This window comes from Anaerostipes amylophilus, assembly GCF_025567365.1.
Classification (GTDB): domain Bacteria; phylum Bacillota; class Clostridia; order Lachnospirales; family Lachnospiraceae; genus Anaerostipes; species Anaerostipes amylophilus.
In genome coordinates, this window is the sequence record NZ_JAOQJG010000001.1 from 223,513 (window position 1) to 244,281 (window position 20,769).

13 protein-coding genes and 2 tRNA genes are annotated in these 20,769 nt (G+C 38.4%); all 15 read right to left on the reverse strand.

What is annotated here, in order from left to right:
- Positions 1-161: 161 nt before the first annotated feature.
- The 15 genes from rpsL to OCV53_RS01210 all read right to left on the reverse strand — a co-directional run bounded on the left by rpsL (position 162) and on the right by OCV53_RS01210 (position 20,745).
- A complete protein-coding gene (gene rpsL, locus OCV53_RS01140; protein ID WP_015530650.1) occupies positions 162-578 on the reverse strand; it encodes a 30S ribosomal protein S12 in 417 nt (138 codons plus the stop codon).
- 1,055 nt (positions 579-1,633) lie between these two features.
- Positions 1,634-5,233 carry a DNA-directed RNA polymerase subunit beta' gene (gene rpoC / locus OCV53_RS01145; protein WP_055196325.1) on the reverse strand — a complete coding sequence of 1,200 codons (3,600 nt, stop codon included), beginning with the start codon at positions 5,231-5,233 and terminating at the stop codon, positions 1,634-1,636.
- A gap of 33 nt (positions 5,234-5,266) precedes the next feature.
- A complete protein-coding gene (rpoB, locus tag OCV53_RS01150) occupies positions 5,267-9,064 on the reverse strand; it encodes a DNA-directed RNA polymerase subunit beta (RefSeq protein WP_055196326.1) in 3,798 nt (1,265 codons plus the stop codon).
- A gap of 239 nt (positions 9,065-9,303) precedes the next feature.
- Positions 9,304-9,389, reverse strand: a tRNA-Leu gene (locus OCV53_RS01155).
- Positions 9,390-9,393: 4 nt separating this feature from the next.
- Positions 9,394-9,475 (reverse strand) — tRNA-Tyr (locus OCV53_RS01160).
- Positions 9,476-9,554: 79 nt separating this feature from the next.
- Complete coding sequence (gene ftsH, locus OCV53_RS01165) at positions 9,555-11,402, reverse strand: ATP-dependent zinc metalloprotease FtsH (RefSeq protein ID WP_022374589.1); 1,848 nt, start codon at positions 11,400-11,402, stop codon at positions 9,555-9,557.
- 15 nt (positions 11,403-11,417) lie between these two features.
- Positions 11,418-11,939: a hypoxanthine phosphoribosyltransferase gene (hpt, locus tag OCV53_RS01170; protein ID WP_022374588.1), complete on the reverse strand. Its 522-nt coding sequence runs from the start codon at positions 11,937-11,939 to the stop codon at positions 11,418-11,420.
- Positions 11,884-13,305, reverse strand: a complete 1,422-nt coding sequence (gene tilS / locus OCV53_RS01175; RefSeq protein ID WP_022374587.1) for a tRNA lysidine(34) synthetase TilS — start codon at positions 13,303-13,305, stop codon at positions 11,884-11,886. The genes hpt and tilS overlap by 56 nt, the downstream gene beginning before the upstream one ends.
- Entirely contained in the window at positions 13,302-14,708 is a 1,407-nt protein-coding gene (locus tag OCV53_RS01180) for a SpoIIE family protein phosphatase (protein WP_022374586.1), read from the reverse strand. The genes tilS and OCV53_RS01180 overlap by 4 nt, the downstream gene beginning before the upstream one ends.
- Before the next feature lie 129 nt (positions 14,709-14,837).
- Positions 14,838-15,830, reverse strand: a complete 993-nt coding sequence (locus OCV53_RS01185) for a helix-turn-helix transcriptional regulator (RefSeq protein WP_022374585.1) — start codon at positions 15,828-15,830, stop codon at positions 14,838-14,840.
- A gap of 88 nt (positions 15,831-15,918) precedes the next feature.
- Positions 15,919-16,329 carry an HIRAN domain-containing protein gene (locus OCV53_RS01190; RefSeq protein ID WP_022374584.1) on the reverse strand — a complete coding sequence of 137 codons (411 nt, stop codon included), beginning with the start codon at positions 16,327-16,329 and terminating at the stop codon, positions 15,919-15,921.
- Positions 16,330-16,423: 94 nt separating this feature from the next.
- Positions 16,424-17,089, reverse strand: coding sequence for a 3'-5' exonuclease (locus OCV53_RS01195; protein ID WP_022374583.1), 666 nt, complete (start codon positions 17,087-17,089; stop codon positions 16,424-16,426).
- Between the two features lie 125 nt (positions 17,090-17,214).
- On the reverse strand, positions 17,215-17,430 hold the full coding sequence (locus tag OCV53_RS01200) for a hypothetical protein (RefSeq protein ID WP_022374582.1): 216 nt from the start codon (positions 17,428-17,430) through the stop codon (positions 17,215-17,217).
- Between the two features lie 244 nt (positions 17,431-17,674).
- A complete protein-coding gene (locus tag OCV53_RS01205) occupies positions 17,675-19,078 on the reverse strand; it encodes an alanine/glycine:cation symporter family protein (protein WP_055196327.1) in 1,404 nt (467 codons plus the stop codon).
- Between the two features lie 305 nt (positions 19,079-19,383).
- Positions 19,384-20,745 (reverse strand): MATE family efflux transporter, encoded by a 1,362-nt coding sequence (locus OCV53_RS01210; protein WP_172674536.1) that lies wholly within the window; start codon positions 20,743-20,745, stop codon positions 19,384-19,386.
- Between the last annotated feature and the right edge of the window lie 24 nt (positions 20,746-20,769).

Sequence of the window (20,769 nt, forward strand, 5' to 3'; positions counted from 1 at the left end):
TCCTTAATAATCATTAATTCATCGGTACTCATACTTAATTATTGCATGTTCGTGCAGGACTTTTATATCTCCTGTAACCTTTGTAGGAAACAATAAAGTTCCGGCACAACTATACAAGGTAGCGTTTATATCACGCTGCTTTGTACCAATTTAGTTTTGTTTTATTTTTTCTTAGGTCTTTTAGCTCCATATTTGGAACGAGCCTGCATTCTGTTAGCTACACCTGCTGTATCAAGTGTACCTCTAACGATATGGTAACGAGTACCTGGTAAGTCCTTAACACGACCACCACGAATCAGAACAACACTATGTTCCTGTAAGTTATGTCCTTCACCTGGGATATAACTTGTTACTTCGATTCCGTTAGAAAGACGAACTCTGGCGATTTTACGTAAAGCAGAGTTAGGCTTTTTAGGAGTTGCAGTTTTAACAGCTGTACATACACCTCTCTTCTGTGGTGAGCTTGTGTCTGTAGCTTTCTTCTTTAAAGAGTTAAATCCTTTCTGAAGTGCTGGTGCTGTAGATTTCTTTACAGATGTTTTTCTCCCTTTTCTAACTAATTGGTTAAAAGTTGGCATTGATTTCACCTCCATACATGTTTTCTACTGTGGTTACTTAAATTCACCTTGTGACTATACATGCACTTCTTGGTTTTGCTCCCCAAAAAGGCATGCTAGGCTATTATAAAATGCCTGCATGCCTTTGTCAAGACCTTTTCCCAAGATTTTTATTAATTTCTATATATTTTTATCTTTTTGGAAATCTCATTCTATGGATCTTATTCGAAATCTTTCTTTATCTGGCTGTCTCAGAAATGCTTTCTCGTCACATCTCTGATATCGATTCTGACAGCTTTTCTTGTGATTTCTTTTCTTGATCTCAACGTTTTGATTCTCTTATCTTATGGCTTCTTTACGCCATTTTTCAATATATAAAAATCAATTCTTTATTCTTGAAAAAATATTCAGTTGATAAGTTCCTTTTCTTTGTTAATAAGTTACATCTTGTTTCAATCCACAATTAATAATTTCTTGAATACGTTATTAGTTACAAATTGTTTTTAAATGCTCCACCGGTCAGCTGATTGAATGTTGATCTCCTTTTTTGAATCTTTCTTGTTTGGATTTCTCTTCTCTGGAAATCTTTCTTGTTTGGATTCTTTTTCTTTGATCATTCTTTTAATCTTATTTTAAATAATAAGATCTTTTCCATTCTCTCTATCCTTTGTATTGCTTTATGAGGTTGACTCCTTTACCGTTCTATCCGCTTCTAGGACTCTTAGGTTCTCTCCCGAGATCATAATATCCTGTTGAGTCAGTCTCATGTTTCCCAATTATCTTAATACTTCCGATCCATCAGCTGCCGGTTTTAAAGGTCTTTCCGTTAGCCTTATGGAGCAACTTGGGCGATTCTCCTTTCTTTTAAAACTTATCTTTCATTTGTTGATTTTATTATATCAATATCTGCTTATTTTGTCAATTAAATAGTTTTTTCAGATTTCTTAAGAACTTTACATACAATAAACAGATTATATTTCGCTATATTATATTCTAAATTTTCCCAAAAGAAAAGCCAACAGATAAAGTTCTAAACTTATACCTGTCGGCCTTATTTCTTATTTTATAAAATCAGATTACTCTTCGATCTCGAAATCTGCATCATCAAAATCAATCTCATCACCGATTGTGAAATCGTCTTCGTCTGTGCTGATCTTGACATCTCTGTAACGTCTCATACCCGTTCCGGCTGGGATCAGTTTACCAAGGATTACGTTTTCTTTTAATCCTACTAATGGATCGACTTTACCTTTGATCGCTGCATCTGTCAGAACTTTTGTTGTTTCCTGGAAAGAAGCTGCTGATAAGAAGGAATCTGTTGCCAGAGATGCTTTTGTGATACCAAGCATGATCTGTTCTGCTGTTGCAGTCTGAAGACCCTGTTCTTCCATCTCTTTGTTCTTCTTCTCAAGTTCTAATACATCAACCATTGCTCCTGGTAAGTATCCTGTATCTCCACCGTCTTCGATACGAACTTTCTTAAGCATCTGACGTACGATAACCTCAACGTGCTTGTCGTTGATATCTACACCCTGTAAGCGGTATACTCTCTGTACTTCACGGATCATGTAATCCTGTACTGCACGGATTCCCTTGATTCTTAATAAATCGTGAGGGTTGATAGAACCTTCTGTAAGTTCATCTCCGGCTTCAAGGATCTGTCCTTCCTGTACTTTCAGACGAGATCCGTAAGGGATCAGATATGTCTTCACATCACCAGTTTCTCTGTTTGTGATGATGACTTCACGTTTCTTCTTCGTATCTTTTAACTGCACTTCTCCACCAAATTCTGCGATGATCGCAAGTCCTTTTGGTTTACGTGCTTCAAATAACTCTTCGACACGAGGAAGACCCTGTGTGATATCATCACCGGCTACTCCACCAGCATGGAATGTTCTCATTGTAAGCTGTGTACCTGGCTCACCGATTGACTGTGCTGCGATGATTCCGACAGCTTCACCAACCTGTACAGCCTGACCAGTTGCCATGTTGGATCCGTAACATTTTGCACAAGCTCCAACTCCGGATTTACATGTTAACATCGTACGGATCTTAACTTTTGTGTATCCTGCATCACAAACGGCTTTCGCACGTTTTGGTGTGATCATGTGGTTTGCTTTTACAAGAACTTCTCCTGTTTCTGGGTGTACAAGCTCTTCTGCTGCATATCTTCCTGTGATACGTTCTTCTAAGCTTTCAATAACTTCCTGTCCATCCATGAATGCTTCTACATACATTCCTGGAATTTCTTCTCCAGTACCTTCACAGCAATCCTGTTCACGGATGATCAGATCCTGTGATACGTCTACCAGACGACGTGTTAAGTATCCTGAATCGGCTGTACGAAGGGCTGTATCAGACAGACCTTTACGAGCACCATGTGCTGAAATAAAGTATTCCAGTACGTCAAGACCTTCACGGAAGTTAGACTTGATTGGTAATTCAATTGTACGTCCTGATGTATCGGCCATCAGTCCACGCATACCTGCTAACTGTTTGATCTGCTGGTTAGAACCACGGGCTCCGGAATCGGCCATCATGAAGATGTTGTTTAATCGGTCTAATCCGCTGATCAGTTTATCTGTTAAAACGTCATCGGCATCGAACCATGTCTTAACAACAGCTTTATAACGCTCTTCTTCAGTCATCAGACCACGTTTATACTGTTCTGTGATAAATTCTACCTGTTTCTGTGCATCTCCTAAGATCTGAGGTTTCTCAGGTGGCACTGTCATATCAGAAATGGATACTGTTAAAGCTCCTCTTGTAGAGAATTTGTATCCGATTGCTTTAATATCATCTAAGACTTCTGCAGTCTTTGTTGCTCCATGAATATTGATACATCTGTCAAGGATCTGTTTTAACTGTTTCTTTCCTACATGGAAATCAATCTCATATGCTAAGGCATTTTCTGGTTTGCTTCTGTCTACAAATCCTAAATCCTGTAAGATGATCTCATTAAACAGGATACGTCCAAGTGTACAATCTACGATCTGGGAAATAGGATTTCCATCTTTGTCCACACCTGTACGTCTTACTTTGATCTTAGAATGAAGTGTGATTACTTTATTTTCATAAGCTAAGTATGCTTCGTTCTCAGATTTGAAGTATTTACCTTCACCTTTGTCTCCATCTTTCTCTAATGTCAGATAGTAGATACCAAGTACCATATCCTGAGAAGGAACAGCTACTGGACCACCATCAGATGGTTTTAACAGGTTGTTTGGTGATAACAGAAGGAATCTACACTCTGCCTGTGCTTCCACAGATAATGGAAGATGGACAGCCATCTGGTCACCGTCGAAGTCGGCATTATACGCTGTACATACCAATGGGTGCAGACGAATCGCTTTACCCTCTACCAGGATAGGCTCGAATGCCTGAATTCCCAGTCTATGCAGTGTCGGTGCACGGTTTAACATAACAGGATGTTCTTTAATGACGTCTTCTAAGACATCCCATACTTCTGGCTGAAGTTTTTCAACCATTTTCTTAGCTGATTTAATGTTGTGAGCTAATTTACGCTCTACTAATTCTTTCATAACGAATGGCTTGAATAATTCGATCGCCATTTCTTTTGGAAGACCACACTGATAAATCTTTAAGTCTGGTCCTACTACGATAACGGAACGTCCAGAATAGTCTACACGTTTTCCTAACAGGTTCTGACGGAAACGTCCCTGTTTACCTTTTAACATATCTGATAATGATTTTAATGCACGGTTTCCTGGTCCTGTGACTGGACGTCCACGTCTACCATTATCGATCAGGGCATCAACTGCTTCCTGTAACATTCTCTTTTCGTTTCTTACGATGATATCTGGAGCTCCAAGCTCTAATAATCTCTTCAGACGGTTATTTCTGTTAATGATACGTCTGTAAAGGTCATTTAAGTCAGATGTGGCAAAACGTCCACCATCTAACTGCACCATTGGACGGATATCTGGTGGAATAACTGGAACTGCATCCAGGATCATCCATTCTGGTTTGTTGTCTGAGTTTAAAAATGCCTCTACAACTTCCAGTCTCTTAACGATTCTGGCTCTCTTCTGACCTGTAGCAGTTTTGAATTCATCCTGTAAGGATTTTGCTTCTGCCTCAAGATCAATGGCCTGAAGCAGTTCTTTCACTGCTTCAGCACCCATTCCTACGCGGAATGTATCTCCGTATTTTTCATACGCTTCTCTATATTCTTTTTCTGTTAATACTTGTTTATATGCAAGATCTGTATCTCCAGCATCTAAAACGATATAGCATGCGAAATATAAAACCTTTTCCAGTGTTCTTGGTGAAATATCAAGAATCAGACCCATACGGCTAGGAATTCCTTTGAAATACCAGATATGGGATACTGGAGCTGCTAATTCGATATGTCCCATTCTCTCACGACGGACACTTGCTTTTGTTACTTCAACACCGCATCGGTCGCAGACAACACCTTTATAGCGAACTTTTTTGTACTTTCCGCAGTGACACTCCCAGTCCTTTGTAGGCCCGAAGATCTTCTCGCAGAAAAGCCCATCTTTTTCAGGTTTTAATGTTCGATAGTTGATCGTCTCAGGTTTCTTTACTTCTCCTCTAGACCACTCACGGATCTTTTCTGGGGAAGCCAACCCGATTTTAATTGCATCAAATGAAATTTTATTGCTTTGATATTCATTGCTTGATTCCATCATTTAAGGCTGCTCCTTCCTAAATTGCTCGCCAATCTACATGATTGTGTTATCTTCACCTTCTGATAAGTCTCCGTGTTTATATCCTAAAGCACCGAGTTCAGATTCGCTTTCTTCATAATTATTGAAGACTCCGTCTCCTTCGATCATTGGTGCAAGATCCTGATCAGCATCTCCACCATCAATATCTTCTCTTAACTCAACTTCCTGTGCATTTTCATCAAGGATCTTAACATCTAGGGCAAGTGACTGGAATTCTTTTAATAATACTTTGAAAGATTCCGGAACACCTGGTTCAGGGATGTTATCACCTTTGATGATCGCTTCATAAGCTTTCACACGTCCAACAACGTCATCAGATTTGAATGTCAGGATTTCCTGAAGTGTATATGCTGCACCATAAGCTTCCAGTGCCCATACCTCCATCTCTCCAAAACGCTGTCCACCGAACTGAGCTTTACCACCCAGTGGCTGCTGAGTTACTAATGAGTAAGGACCAGTAGAACGTGCATGGATCTTATCGTCTACCAGATGATGCAGTTTTAGGTAATGCATGAATCCGATTGTTACAGGGCTGTCAAATTCTTCTCCTGTACGACCGTCTCTTAATCTTACTTTACCAGTTGTATCGATTGGTACGCCTTTCCATTCTTTTCTGTGGTCTCTGTTTTCGTATAAATAATCCATTACATCATCGTTAACTTTATCACGCCATTTTGCGTCAAATTCTTCCCATGATGTATTGGCATAATCATTTGCCATTCTTAATGTATCTGCGATATCGTTCTCATCTGCACCGTTGAATACTGGTGTAGCAACATTAAATCCAAGAACTTTTGCTGCTAAGGACAGATGGATCTCTAACACCTGTCCGATATTCATACGTGAAGGCACACCTAATGGGTTCAGCACGATATCTAACGGACGTCCGTTTGGTAAGTATGGCATATCTTCTACTGGCAGAATACGGGAAATTACACCCTTATTACCATGTCGACCAGCCATCTTATCTCCTACAGAAATCTTTCTCTTCTGAGCAATGTATACACGAACGCTCTTGTTTACTCCAGGAGGAAGTTCGTCTCCATTCTCTCTTGTGAAGATCTTAGTATCCATAACAACTCCGTAAGCACCATGTGGAACTCTTAAGGATGTATCACGGACTTCTCTAGCTTTCTCACCGAAGATCGCACGTAACAGTCTTTCTTCAGCTGTTAATTCTGTTTCTCCCTTAGGAGTAACTTTTCCTACCAGGATATCACCGGCACGTACTTCTGCACCAATACGGATGATACCATTGTCATCTAAGTCTTTTAATACATCTTCACTTAATCCAGCAAGATCTCTTGTGATCTCTTCCTGACCAAGTTTTGTATCTCTTGCTTCTGCTTCATATTCTTCGATATGAACAGATGTATAAACATCATCCTGTACAAGACGTTCACTTAACAGTACCGCATCCTCGTAGTTATATCCTTCCCATGTCATGAAACCGATCAATGGGTTCTTACCAAGAGCCATCTCTCCATTGCATGTTGAAGCACCATCTGCTAAGATGTCTCCTTTTTCTACTCTGTCCCCTACAAATACGATTGGGCGCTGGTTCATACAGTTACCCTGGTTGCTTCGTGCAAACTTGATAACATTGTATTCATCTCTCTGTCCGTCATCATTACGAACTACGATCTTTGTACTTGTAGATCTTTCTACAACTCCGCCATTTCTTGCTGTAATGCAGACTCCAGAGTCATATGCTGCCTTGGCTTCCATACCTGTTCCGACAACTGGTGCTTCTGTAGAAAGAAGTGGTACCGCCTGACGCTGCATGTTAGATCCCATCAGCGCACGGTTGGCATCATCGTTCTCCAGGAAAGGAATCATGGATGTAGCTACTGAGAATACCATCTTTGGAGATACGTCCATTAAGTCAAGGTTTACTTTATCAAATTCGGATGTTTCTTCACGGAAACGTCCAGATACGTGAGCATTTACGAAATGTCCATCTTCATCGACTGGTTCGTTCGCCTGTGCTACTACATAATTATCTTCTTCATCAGCTGTTAAATAAACAACTTTATCTGTAACAACTGGATTCTCAGGATCTGTTTTATCCAGTACACGATATGGAGCTTCGATAAATCCATATTCATTGATTCTTGCATAAGTAGCAAGAGAGTTGATCAGACCGATGTTAGGTCCTTCAGGTGTCTCAATCGGACACATTCTTCCGTAATGTGTATAATGTACGTCACGGACTTCGAATCCGGCACGATCACGAGACAGACCACCTGGTCCTAATGCAGATAAACGTCTCTTATGTGTTAACTCAGATAATGGGTTGTTGTGATCCATGAACTGAGATAACTGAGAACTTCCGAAGAATTCTTTCACTGCAGCTGTTACTGGTTTGATATTGATCAGTGACTGTGGTGAAATAGATTCAATATCCTGAGTTGTCATTCTTTCACGAACAACTCTCTCTAATCTTGAAAGGCCAATACGATACTGGTTCTGAAGCAGTTCACCAACGGCACGGATACGACGATTACCTAAGTGGTCGATATCATCATCATGTCCAATTCCATACTCTAAATGGATATTGTAGTTGATAGATGCTAAAATATCTTCTTTTGTGATATGTTTTGGAATTAATTCATGAATGTTCTTCTTCAGAGCTTCTTTTAATTCTTCTCCTTCATATCCTTCCTCTAAGATCTTCTCTAATACAGGATAGAATACATCTTCATGAACTCCGATCTCTTCTGGGTTGAAATCCACATATTCAGCAAGATTTACTTCCATGTTAGAAAGTACTTTTGTAGCACCTTCTTCTGTCTGGATCATAACACTTGCTACTGCTGCATTCTGAATCTTATCTGCAAGTTTCATGTCTACATTCGTTCCAGCTTCCGCTAAAACTTCTCCAGTTGTTGGATCTAAGACATCTTCTGCTAAGATAAATCCGCTGATACGATTTCTTAATGCTAATTTCTTATTAAATTTGTAACGTCCTACTTTCGCAAGATCATATCTTCTTGAATCGAAGAACATACTGTTGATCAGGCTTTCTGCACTATCTACAGATAATGGTTCTCCTGGACGGATCTTCTTATATAATTCTAGCAGACCATCTTCATAGTTATCAGATGGATCTTTTTCGATACTTGCAAGAATCTTTGGTTCTTCACCAAATAATTCTTTGATCTCAGCATTTGTTCCGATACCTAATGCACGGATCAGTACTGTGATAGGTACCTTTCTTGTACGGTCTACACGTACGTTAAATACATCATTTGAATCTGTTTCATATTCAAGCCAAGCACCACGGTTTGGAATAACTGTGGAAGAGTATAACTCTTTACCGATCTTGTCATGAGCAATTCCATAATAAATTCCAGGGGAACGTACTAACTGGCTGACGATAACACGTTCAGCTCCGTTGATGATAAATGTTCCTGTTGCTGTCATTAAAGGAAGATCGCCCATAAAAATCTCATGCTGCTTGATTTCATCAGTCTCTTTATTATGAAGTCTTACTTTCACTTTTAAAGGTGCAGCGTATGTTGCATCTCTTTCTTTACATTCTTCAATTGAATATTTGACGTCATCTTTACATAATTGATAGTCAACAAATTCCAAGCTTAACTGATCGCTGTAATCTTCGATTGGGGAGATATCTTCGAATACCTCTGCTAATCCTTCTCTTAAGAACCAATCATAGGAATCCTTTTGAATTTCGATCAGATTTGGTACTTCAAGGACGTCATCCTGTCTGGCATAGCTGATTCGCATCCCTGTACCTGATTTTATTGGCTGTATTCTGTTCTTTTCCATGGACGTTTTTCACCTCTTGATCTAAACCTGGTTTATATACTACATCAACTGTAAGAAACCCTCTATCTTACTATATTTTTCTTACAATTTTACTCTTAATTTTTTACATAGTGTGGGCAGACAAACCCACATTAAGACATTTTCTTATATTATCATACAGGAATATGTATGTCAACCATTAAATAATAAATCTTTTTCTTAAAAAGAAAAAAGGACTTCAATTAATTGAAGTCCTTTTATGCCGCAGACCGGAATCGAACCGGTACTCGATTTAACTCGAACAGGATTTTAAGTCCTGCGCGTCTGCCAGTTCCGCCACTGCGGCTCAGTGGTGGGAGAAGGATTCGAACCTTCGAAGGCGGTGCCAACAGATTTACAGTCTGCCCCCTTTGGCCACTCGGGAATCCCACCAAGCATTTACCTGACAATTAAAGATTATACGGCATTGCCAGGTAAATTGCAAGTACTTTTTTTATTTTTTTTAAATTTTTTATGCTTCGGTTTCTGTTGCATTTTCTGCATCAAATAACGCTTCGAATTCTACACGGTTGATACGCTCTTTTTCTAACAATAATGCTGCACATTTATGGAGTACATCCATGTGTTCTTCGATCATTGCTTTCGCATCCTGATAGCATTTATTGACGATCTTCTTCACTTCCTGGTCGATCAGTGTCTGTGTGTCTTCACCATATGGGCGCTGCTGTCCGATTTCTTTACCTAAGAAGACTTCATCTCCTTCACCACTGTCATAGTTGATCAGTCCAAGTTCATCTGACATACCAAACTTCGTTACCATTGCTCTGGCATACTGTGTTACCTGTTTGATATCCTGAGATGCACCGGTTGTGATATCATCCAGAATCAGTTCTTCGGCAATTCGTCCTCCAAGACTTACCATAATATCCTGGATCAGCTTTCCTTTTGTCATGAATACATTATCATTCTCTGGAAGCGGCATTGTATATCCTGCTGCCCCTGTTCCTGTTGGAATGATAGATACTGTATATACTGGGCCTACATCTGGTAACAGATGGAAAAGAATCGCATGTCCAGATTCATGATATGCTGTGATCCTTCTCTCACTCTCTGGTACGACACGGCTCTTCTTCTCTGTTCCAATACCGACTTTAATAAATGATTTATCAATATCTTCCTTGATGATATATGCTCTGTCATCTCTTGCTGCCTGAATGGCTGCTTCATTCATAAGATTCTCAAGATCTGCACCAACAAATCCTGCAGTTGTTCTTGCGATCTCATGAAGATCCACATCATCTCCTAATGGTTTTTCGCGGCAATGAATCTTAAGAATCTCTTCACGTCCCTTAACATCTGGTCTTCCAACACCAACCTTACGATCAAATCGTCCTGGTCTTAAGATTGCTGGGTCAAGAATATCTACACGATTTGTTGCAGCGATCATAATGATTCCTTCATTCACTCCAAAACCATCCATCTCAACTAACATCTGGTTTAATGTCTGTTCACGTTCGTCATGACCACCACCAAGTCCTGATCCTCTTCGTCTTGCAACTGCATCGATCTCATCGATAAATACGATACATGGTGAGTGTTTCTTTGCTTCTGCAAATAAATCACGTACACGGGCTGCACCAACACCGACAAACATCTCTACGAAATCAGATCCTGAAATACTGAAAAATGGAACATTGGCTTCTCCAGCTACTGCTTTAGCAAGTAATGTCTTACCAGTTCCCGGAGGTCCTACAAGTAAAACACCTTTTGGTATTCTTGCTCCAATCTTTATAAAACGCCCTGGATTCTTTAAGAATTCTACAACTTCTTCTAACTCTTCTTTCTCTTCTGTAAGTCCAGCAACATCATTAAATGTTACTTTCTTCGCATTCGGATTTGCAAGCTTTGCACGACTCTTTCCAAAGTCCATCATCTTGCCTCCGCCGCCACCATTTTGACGCATCATAATTACCATAAAAAATATGACAACGCCGATTGGCAGTACAACACCAATCAGATTAGAAATCATATCTCCGCTGTGATCAATGCCCTTGATCTCGATCTTATTACCAAGAGATTTATTGGATGCCTTAATATCTTTGATCGTTTCATTGACATCTGTAACCTCACAACTCTTATAGTTATCTTTGCCCAACTCTGCTGTAACTGTACCTGTTGGTACTTCCTTGTTCTGTTTAATAGTTATTGCAGTGACATGGTTTGCTTTCACATCCCTCATCAACTGCTGATAAGAGTAATCCCCTGATCCCGGCTGGAATACACTGATAAAATAATATGCTGCCATAACCAGTATCAGCAGAATCACAAAAAATCCACTGTTACTTCTCTTCGGGTTCAACGTTTAGTCTCCTCTCTACTCTTCCTCTACTACTCCAATATAAGGAAGGTTACGATATTTCTGTGCATAATCTAGTCCATATCCGACAACAAATTCATCTGGTACCTCGAATCCTATATATTTCACTGGTACTTCAACTTCTCTTCTATCTGGCTTACTCAATAATGTACATAAATGAAGTGAAGCAGGATTTCTGCTCTCAAGCATAGGTTTTAAATGATTTAATGTCTTTCCTGAGTCAATGATATCCTCTACCACTAATACTTCTTTATCTAAAATCGGCTCATCTAAGTCTTTTGCGATCTTAACGATTCCTGAAGATTCTCTGGAATTTCCATAACTTGATACTGACATAAAATCAATCGTCACAGGCACTGTAATTCTCTTTGCTAATTCACATGCAAAAAATACACTACCTTTTAAAATTGCGATCAAATGTACTTCTTTTCCTGCATAATCCTTGCTGATCTGTGCTCCCATCTCAGCGATTCTCTTGTTTACATCTTCCTCTGAAATCATTACTCTGATATTCTCCATTGGAATCATCTCCTTCTCTTTTGAACTCAAGCTTTAAATAACGCTTGGTTGATCTTGTAATTTTATAATATTCGCTGACTCTTCGTCCAACGATCCATACAATATGGCTGCCATCTGCAACTAAAGGTATCTCATTCCGCAACTGCCTTGGAATCTTCTCATCTATAAAATACCTGCTTAGAGATTTTCGCTTATATTCTGCACCAAATATAAAAAAATCTCCGGGCTTTCGGCAACGTAGTTGTACATCTGTTTCTATTCTATCATAATCAATGATTTTGATACAATCATTTTCCACGATATTTGTTAAATCTGTAACCTCTTCGCAATAAAGTTTTCCTTCTATTTCTTGTTTATCTGACAGCTCATCTTTTTGTACCAGAATATACTGATAGCTTTTCTCAGCTTTCATCTTATAGGGCAATGATATCTTCTTTCCCGTTTCATTATGCAAAAGTCTCATCAGATCTTCTATATGTCTACGTTCAAGATCTTTTTTCTTTCCCGCAGTCTTCTCCAACACTTTCTTAAGAACCTGCTTTTGTATCCATGGATTTTCCTTACCAAGTTCATTACAACAAATCTTAAATCCATTTTCCATTACACTTATACACCTTGAAAATGCCATCTCGATCTGAATACTAAGATAAGAACTTACTTCCTGAATATCCTCACATAACCATCCAATATGCTCTACCGCCTGTTCATTTACACTTTCAAGGCGGGGAATGATCTGGTTACGGATCTGATTTCTTGCAAATGCATCATCCTGATTGCTTGCATCTTCCACCCATGTTTGTCCTATCTGTTGTAAATATTCTACGATTTCTTGTTTTTTTACACACAATAGAGGGCGAATCAACACTCCATCTTTCTCTTTCATTGCACCTGCTCCATAAACTCCAGTACCTCTTGCGCAGCGATATAAAAATGTCTCCGCCTGATCATTCTGATGATGAGCTACTGCAATCTTATCAGCGTGGTATTTTTTCATTATCTTGTAGAATACATCATATCTCGCTTTTCTTCCTGCTTCTTCCAAAGTTTTCTTCTCACGCTGTGCGATCATTTTTACATCAATCTTAAATGAAATACATGGGATTGAAAGCTTTCCACATAAATCTTCTACAAATTTCTCATCATCCACAGCTTCATCGCGGATCATGTGATTGATGTGGACAGCCGTGATCTTTAAATTCAGTTTATCTTTCATAGAATATAAGATTCTTAATAAACAGACAGAATCAGCTCCTCCTGAAACTCCTACTATTATATGTTCTCCAGAATTTATTAATTTTTTATCTTTGATAAATTTCTTTACTTTGTCCATAAATTCTACTTTATCATTCTTTGTTTTTTTGTTCAATACCTATCCCATATTCCAAGCACCAAGATTGTGATATCATCTTTCTTTTTATATTCTTCCATATTCGTAATCCTGTCAAACAATCGATCTGCGACTGCCTGTGGCCGCACCACATCCATTTCTTCAAGAAACGATGCTAATGTCTCAATGTTATTTTGTGGCATACAGTCTAATACTCCATCACTAAACATTACAAGAAGATCCTCACTTTCCATTTTTTTGCGGCAAAAAGGAATCCTACTTTGAAACAGATCCATTCCTACAACAGTTCTTTCCCCTACCAAAATCTCCACTTTATCTTTTCTTTTTAACAAACATGGACATGCTCCAATCTTAAAAAAAGATCCTATTCCTGCAAACAGATCAAGCTGAAAAAAATCCAGCGTTGCATATTTTTCTTTTTCTGTCTCAAATGCTATGATTGAATCCAAAAGTTGTATACACACTTCTTCCTCTATTCCTGCGCCAAGCATATCTTCCATTACTTCTATCATTTTCTTGCTTTCTTTATTCGCCTCATTTCCAGTCCCCATTCCATCCGAGATCATTGCCACGTATCTTCCTTCTCTGATTTTTCCTATTGAAAAACAATCCCCATTCTTCTCTTCATCCTTATAAGCAGCTGTACGTATGCCACTGATCACGTAAAATTTTTCTTCTGGCGTAAAACCATACATTTCATAACCATTTTTTACAAGCTTTTTCTGTTGTGGAAGCGGCATCATTTTTTTCTTTAATATTCTGCTTAATAATGCTGCTGCCTGCCTCGTGCTGATTTCACTTCCTCTTTTCTTCTTCAGATATAGATAAATTTGTCTTCCTTTTTGCGGATTTTCATAAAAACAAACATCCCATATTTTTAAATTATACTTTTCAAATTCTTTTTTGATCTTACTACATAGCTGATCATCTTTATGTATATAAGACATTTTCCCATCAAAAAAATCACCTAGAACTTGCCCAGCTTTCATATATTGATTTCCAATGATCTTCCGCATCTGTACCATATGATGTCTCATTCCTCTTATAAAAAGTTCTCTTTCATAAATCTGATTAGCCTCTTCAATAAAATCCTGCCCATTCTTGCACGGATGACATTGTTTAAGATCTGCATAACTTAAACCGCCCTGCTTTTCTATAATATTTCCAAGTTTGTCCTTATCTGCAATTGTAAATTTACAATTCTGATACTCCCGGCAGCCAACGCACTCTTTGAGGATCACACTTTCAAGTACATTCCTCCCACATCTTTTTGTTTCCTTTTTTTCTTCTTCCTCCTCACAAAACAATTTTCCTGCTGTAAGTAAACACTGTTGCATCTGTTTTATATGATAAACAACCATTTCCTGAAAATCCTCAAGAAAATCCTGTTCTTCCGGACGTATTTTCTTTAAAATATCCATACTTTTTCCTCCTGTTGCTTATCATATGACAGAAGTTAAAAAATATTTGTCGATATGTGCTTTCTAATACAAAAAAGAAACAGTCTTTTATAAAACTGTCTCTTCCGATCGCACACACTATTGATCTATTTAAATTTGATACTGTTGATTTAATCTTCTGATTTCTGCTTTCATTTCTTCCACCACTTCATCTGGTCCTAAAAGCTTTACCTTCTCCCCTAAAGAAAACACCCATCCCAAAAACTGACGACTTACATGAACATCTACATTCACTGTAAAATATTGTTCATCTATTGGGATCATCATAATATCTTTTCCGAATCTGTCGATAATAACTCCTGCTAGTGAATTATGTACTAATAATTTTATTGTTTGTTCCTTACCGCCAAACATTCCAAAGCTTTTCTTAGTATAATCTGCCATATCCAACTGCTGAAAATACTCTTTTCCTTCTCTTTCCTCGTTTGACATTCGAATCTTTAAAATCTTGTCTACCCTGTAATGCTTGATCTTCCCCGCTTCTGAATCAAATCCTACCAGATAATAATTCTCATCATCCCAGGATAATCCCCATGGACTAATGTGATACCATGCTCCGTTATGCCGAAGCTCCATTTCTTTTTTTACATTCCATTGATAATATTGGAATTTGATCTTCTTATTCTCTGTAATCGCATTATGGATCGCATCCACTGTATAATAGATGCTTTCATTCATTGTTTTAATACGTCCTGATACATAAACTTGTCTCTGTAACTTCTGGGCATCATATTTGCTGACCATCTTTTCTAACTTCCTGATCAATGCATTGGTTTTTCTCTCTGTGATAAACTTTGATGACTGAATTGCATCTACTAAAAGTTTTAATTCTGGTAATTCAAAATCTCTTCCGATCACATGATAATGATATCCGCTTCCAATTCGTTCCCCTTCTATCTCAATTCCTAGTTTCTCCAGATCTTTTAAATCTGCATATATACTCTTACGGTCAGCTGTAATCTCATATTCTTCTAATGCTGACATGATCTCTGGCATTGTAATATAATGATCTTCGTCTGTTTGTTCTGACATAATCTGTGCTAGGCGGTATAGTTTAAACTTTTGATTCTTTCCTTTTGGCATGACAACTATTCTCCTTGTTATCGTTCATTTTAAGATAATATAATTATAGCACACATCCTATTTCTCTTGTTGCTACCATGCCATTCTTTTATTCCTCAATCTGTCTTAATGCTTCCAGAATTTTTTCTTCTGTTACCATGTCTTGTTTTACTGTGACTTCTTTATGTTCTGATTCCAATTCTTTCAAAAGTTTTTTATTTTTCTTTTTCTTGCTTAATTTACATAGTACTCCTGATGATGTTACCATTACAACCTTAGCTTTCGCTTTATCATCAATTCTGTCATAAATCCTTCCTGCACTCATACTGTCTCCGATGATCGTATATGGACTGTTCGCCACATATCCGATCTTCCCCATTCCCTTCATCTTTACCTGGATCGCTTCTTTGTCATATTCGTTATCAGGTTCCTTTTCAAGTGTTATCTTCATCCCTTTCTCTAAAAAATCTGTACCATAATAATGTTTTGTTCCTGTTAATGTGAAGTATGTCTTTGCCATATAAAACTCTCCTTTTTTATACTTTATCTCTTTGATGGTTATAGTTTATAACATATGGTGGGACATAAAAACACCAGCACTTTTCTTTCTACCTTTATGTAGTCATAAACATAGACAGATCAATCAAATTCCCCAGTGTATTTTCAAGTGATGATGGTTTCATAACCTCTTCGATCTTACGAAGTGTCTGATCAAACAGTTCTTCATCTTTAAAAACACGCAAAAGTTTTGCTGTATTTCTTGCATCATCAAGAGCATCATGCTGTCTTCCGTTAAAGTCGATTCCTGCCATATCCAATGCAAGTTTCAATGAAATCTGGCGTTCAAATCCTAGATGGATATCAAATTCATTTTGAAAATCTGTCCATCCATGTTCCATCAGCTTATGTTCTTCTTCTGAAAGCTTATATTGTTTCAACTGAATTTCCTTCATGACCTGACTATGATCGGTATTGCTCCATGCATAGATCATCACATCATCTTTGATGTTCAAACACCAATCTGTAAATTGTTTAAAGGCTACCGAAAATGTTGGAGCGTTTGCTACCATTTCATTTGTGATTCCCGTCAATTTGCTGATCTTTGGCACGATCACATCGTTATATTCTGGCTTCACATAAATCTGGAATTTTCCGATCTCCCAAAGATTCTCATCAAGCATGGATGCACCAATTTCTATGATCTCATTAGTACAGATCTTTCTTGCTTCTGATCTGCGACGAATATTATTCATCTCTAAATCAACAACAATATGTTTCATAGCAATTTCTCCTCTTTCTATGTATTTATCAAATTTATTTCATTTATGTTTTTCTCTTTCTATAGAATAAAGGATGAGGTGTCCTATAAAAATACCTCATCCTTTCAAAACCTCTTATTTTGATTTTAGCGATCCATACCAAACATTGCGACTACTCCAAAGATGATCAGTAATGGAAATGCAAGTTTCACGAGTCCAATAACTAACATTCCAATTAAGATAACTGGGAAAAATACTAACATTAAAATAAATTTTGAAATCCCCCATGCTGCTCGTATTCCAAAGAAAAATAATTTTCCAAAAATTCCAAATAAAAAGATTAAAAATAGTATTGTTAACATTTCTTCTTCCTTCTTTCTTCCAGTTAAGCTTTCGCCTTCGGCTTTCTATTGCCGATTCATTATAGTTCTATTATAATGAATTGTAAATGAGAAATGCACTTCCTTTTAATAGAAGTGACATTCTCTCCCACTATAGAGGTGAAAGCTTCCCTAACCTTGGCAGGTTTTTGTCATAGGACTACAATCACAACACAATAGAAAACTCTCTAACATCCTAAACCTTCCATAAAATCCTTTCTAAAATTTATCCCCAGTAATCCGTCTCATATTCAAGCCCAATATCCCGAGCCCTAAATACCGGATTCCCTCCGTTTTTCTTCTGCTTCTCATAATCGGCAAGTGCCTTAAGTGCCGTATTCGACAAGATCAAGATTACCGGAATATTGATCAGTGCCATTACTCCCATCAACACATCCGAAATATTCCAAAGCATAGAAACTTCCATTCCAGCACCGATAAATACAACCAATGATGACACAATACGGAATCCTTTCATAAATCCCTTTGATGGTTGTCCTTTATGAATATAATTTAATAAGTTATCACAATAAAAGCAATTTCCAAGTAGTGTTGTAAATGCAAATAACACCATCGCTACTGTGATAAAGAGCGGTCCGAAGTTTCCTAAGGATTCATGGAGTGCTGCCTGTACCCATGGTGCTCCCTGCAGTTCTTGGGCTGGTGCGATTCCTGATGATAAACACATCATAGCTGTTGCTGTACATAATAGCAGTGTATCAATAAATACAGATAACATCTGTACTAATCCCTGTTTGATCGGATGGCTTACCTGTGCAGATGCGGAGGCGTTTGGTGCTGATCCGATTCCTGCTTCGTTTGAGTATAGCCCTCTCCTGATCCCCTGCATCATTGCGGAACCTGCAAATGCTCCAAAGATTGCCTGAAAGTCAAATGCTTCACTGATGATCTTTGAAAATACAACTGGCAGATATGCGTGGTTGATGATCATAACGATGACTGCGATCAGGATATATGCAACTCCCATGGCTGGAACTAATGTGGATGTTACTTTTACGATTCTTGATCCTCCACCTAAGAGGCACCATCCTGTAATTAATGCAAGAATTCCTCCGATGATCCATGGAGTCCATTTTGTATCATAGAATGAGAATCCTGAAAATGTAGACTGTAGGTTATAGGATGCAAGCATGTTAAACCCAAATGCATAAGTTGCGATCATGGAGATACAAAATACAATGGCTAATGGTCTGCAGTGAAGTGCTGCTTCAATGTAATACGCAGGTCCTCCGTAGCATTCTCCGTCTTTTCCTTTTTTCTTATAAATCTGTGCTAACGTACTTTCGATCAGTGCGGATGCACTTCCAATGATTGCGATCACCCACATCCAGAATACAGAACCAAATCCTCCAATACAGATAGCGGATGAGACTCCAATAATATTTCCGGTTCCAACTCGAGATGCAGTCGATACCATTAATGCCTGAAATGATGATACTCCATTTTCATCTTCTGGCTTTTCTACAACGGCTTTGCAGGCATCTTTAAATAATCTCATCTGTGGCAGTTTTGTACGGATCGTAAAATAGATTCCCGCTCCGATCAACAGTATTACTAGCAATTTACTGTACATAAAAGTACTGATGCTGTCAATGATGATTCCTAACATAAATTCTCTCCTTGTACGATATTCTCGTATAATAATCTGGATCAATAGTTACAATTTTTATTGCAGCTACTTTAATTCAACAGAAAAATAGACAGTCCCTGCCTGAGGGACTGCCCATTCATTTTAAAAGTATGCGATTTTACTGTCTGCGTCGTTTTTGTATCTTATGATATAATCGCGATTTTCAGAATTCTGATAAATGATGAATATCCCGTTTTCCTGCCGTCTGTCGGCAGAAAGGTCCGTTGAACCTTCTTCGTATGGCTTCAGAAGCTTTCGCTGCTGGTTTAAAAACCTATCTGTTATTATAATAACTCATTCGTATTGATTACGCAATTACAATTATCACTTGGCCATGATTTTCTAAGTGCCCCATAGGAGATCAGAAAGTTGGCAAACCAGCCAGCTGGTACAGCGAGCCAGACAAATGCAATACCAAAACGCGGTGCAAAAATCAAAGCAACTGACAAGCGGATCGCAAGATTTACCATATTAGCAACAAGAAATGGCCGCATGATTCCAAGACCGCGAAGGACTCCATCTGTTGCCATCTTGATTCCCATGAAGGTGAAGAAATAACCGAGCCATCTCATATAATTTCCAGACACCTGATATGCTAAAGCAGTTCCATCTTTCCCTAGGAACAGTGAAGAAATCTGGGTATGCACGGATTCGATGATCATGAACGCAAGGATTGCGAAACATATATCTAACACCAATGCAGCATGGTATCCCTTTTTGATACGTTCAATCTTCTTTGCACCAAGATTCTGAGAAACATACGGCGAAACTGCATTACCAATGGATACAAATATCAATGAAAAAACATTTTCTACTCTCATCGTTGCTGAATATCCTGCAAGTGCCTGTGTACCGAATGGATTCACGACTGCCTGTACGATCATCATGCCAATTGACACTGTGGACTGCTGAAGAACTGACGGTACAGCAATTTGAAGCATAGAATGTAACTCCTGTCTGTCAAACCAGTCAAAGCGACTTTCATATCGACGCATCCGGCACAAGAAGATCAAAAGTGACAACACTGCGGAAATCCCCTGTGCAATGAGAGTTGCGAGGGCTGCACCGAACACACCGAGTCCAAGTCCAGCTACCATCCAAAGATCCATCAATATATTTAACATCGATGAGAATATTAAAAGAGCCAACGGTATTTTCGATTCACCGATCGAAGTAAACATTGTTGAAAGAATATTATACATAAACAAAAATGGAAATCCCACAAAATAAACTCTTAGATACAATACCGCTTCATTCAGTATATCGGCAGGTGTTTGTAATACACTCATCATCAAATGAGAAAAACAAAAACCAAAGACACCCAAAAATATACTTAAGATTAGAAAACTGATCAATGATGTTGACACGATCGTTTTCATTTTGCCATAATCTCTAGCTCCAAAATAACGGCTGACAAGCACACCCGCACCTACACCAGCACCCAATGCTACACAAATGAAGACATTCGTAAGGGCAGCACAGGCACCAACAGCTGCAAGTGCAGAAGAGCCTACAAACTGACCGACTATGATCGAATCAGCCATATTATACACTTGTTGAAAGAAGCTGCCGAGGATCATGGGCATTGCAAAAACAGTCAGCGCTTTAAGGGGCGCATCTGTGATCAAATATTCATCTTTTGACATTATCATATTCCTCCATAAGTTTCT

Excerpts from the sequence above, each read along its gene's own strand:
- rpsL (WP_015530650.1), bottom strand. The coding sequence starts at position 578 with ATGCCAACTTTTAACCAATTAGTTAGAAAAGGGAGAAAAACATCTGTA.
- rpoC (WP_055196325.1), bottom strand. The coding sequence starts at position 5,233 with ATGATGGAATCAAGCAATGAATATCAAAGCAATAAAATTTCATTTGAT.
- rpoB (WP_055196326.1), bottom strand. The coding sequence starts at position 9,064 with ATGGAAAAGAACAGAATACAGCCAATAAAATCAGGTACAGGGATGCGA.
- hpt (WP_022374588.1), bottom strand. The coding sequence starts at position 11,939 with ATGGAGAATATCAGAGTAATGATTTCAGAGGAAGATGTAAACAAGAGA.
- OCV53_RS01180 (WP_022374586.1), bottom strand. The coding sequence starts at position 14,708 with ATGGATATTTTAAAGAAAATACGTCCGGAAGAACAGGATTTTCTTGAG.
- OCV53_RS01185 (WP_022374585.1), bottom strand. The coding sequence starts at position 15,830 with ATGCCAAAAGGAAAGAATCAAAAGTTTAAACTATACCGCCTAGCACAG.
- OCV53_RS01190 (WP_022374584.1), bottom strand. The coding sequence starts at position 16,329 with ATGGCAAAGACATACTTCACATTAACAGGAACAAAACATTATTATGGT.
- OCV53_RS01195 (WP_022374583.1), bottom strand. The coding sequence starts at position 17,089 with ATGAAACATATTGTTGTTGATTTAGAGATGAATAATATTCGTCGCAGA.
- OCV53_RS01200 (WP_022374582.1), bottom strand. The coding sequence starts at position 17,430 with ATGTTAACAATACTATTTTTAATCTTTTTATTTGGAATTTTTGGAAAA.
- OCV53_RS01205 (WP_055196327.1), bottom strand. The coding sequence starts at position 19,078 with ATGTTAGGAATCATCATTGACAGCATCAGTACTTTTATGTACAGTAAA.
- OCV53_RS01210 (WP_172674536.1), bottom strand. The coding sequence starts at position 20,745 with ATGTCAAAAGATGAATATTTGATCACAGATGCGCCCCTTAAAGCGCTG.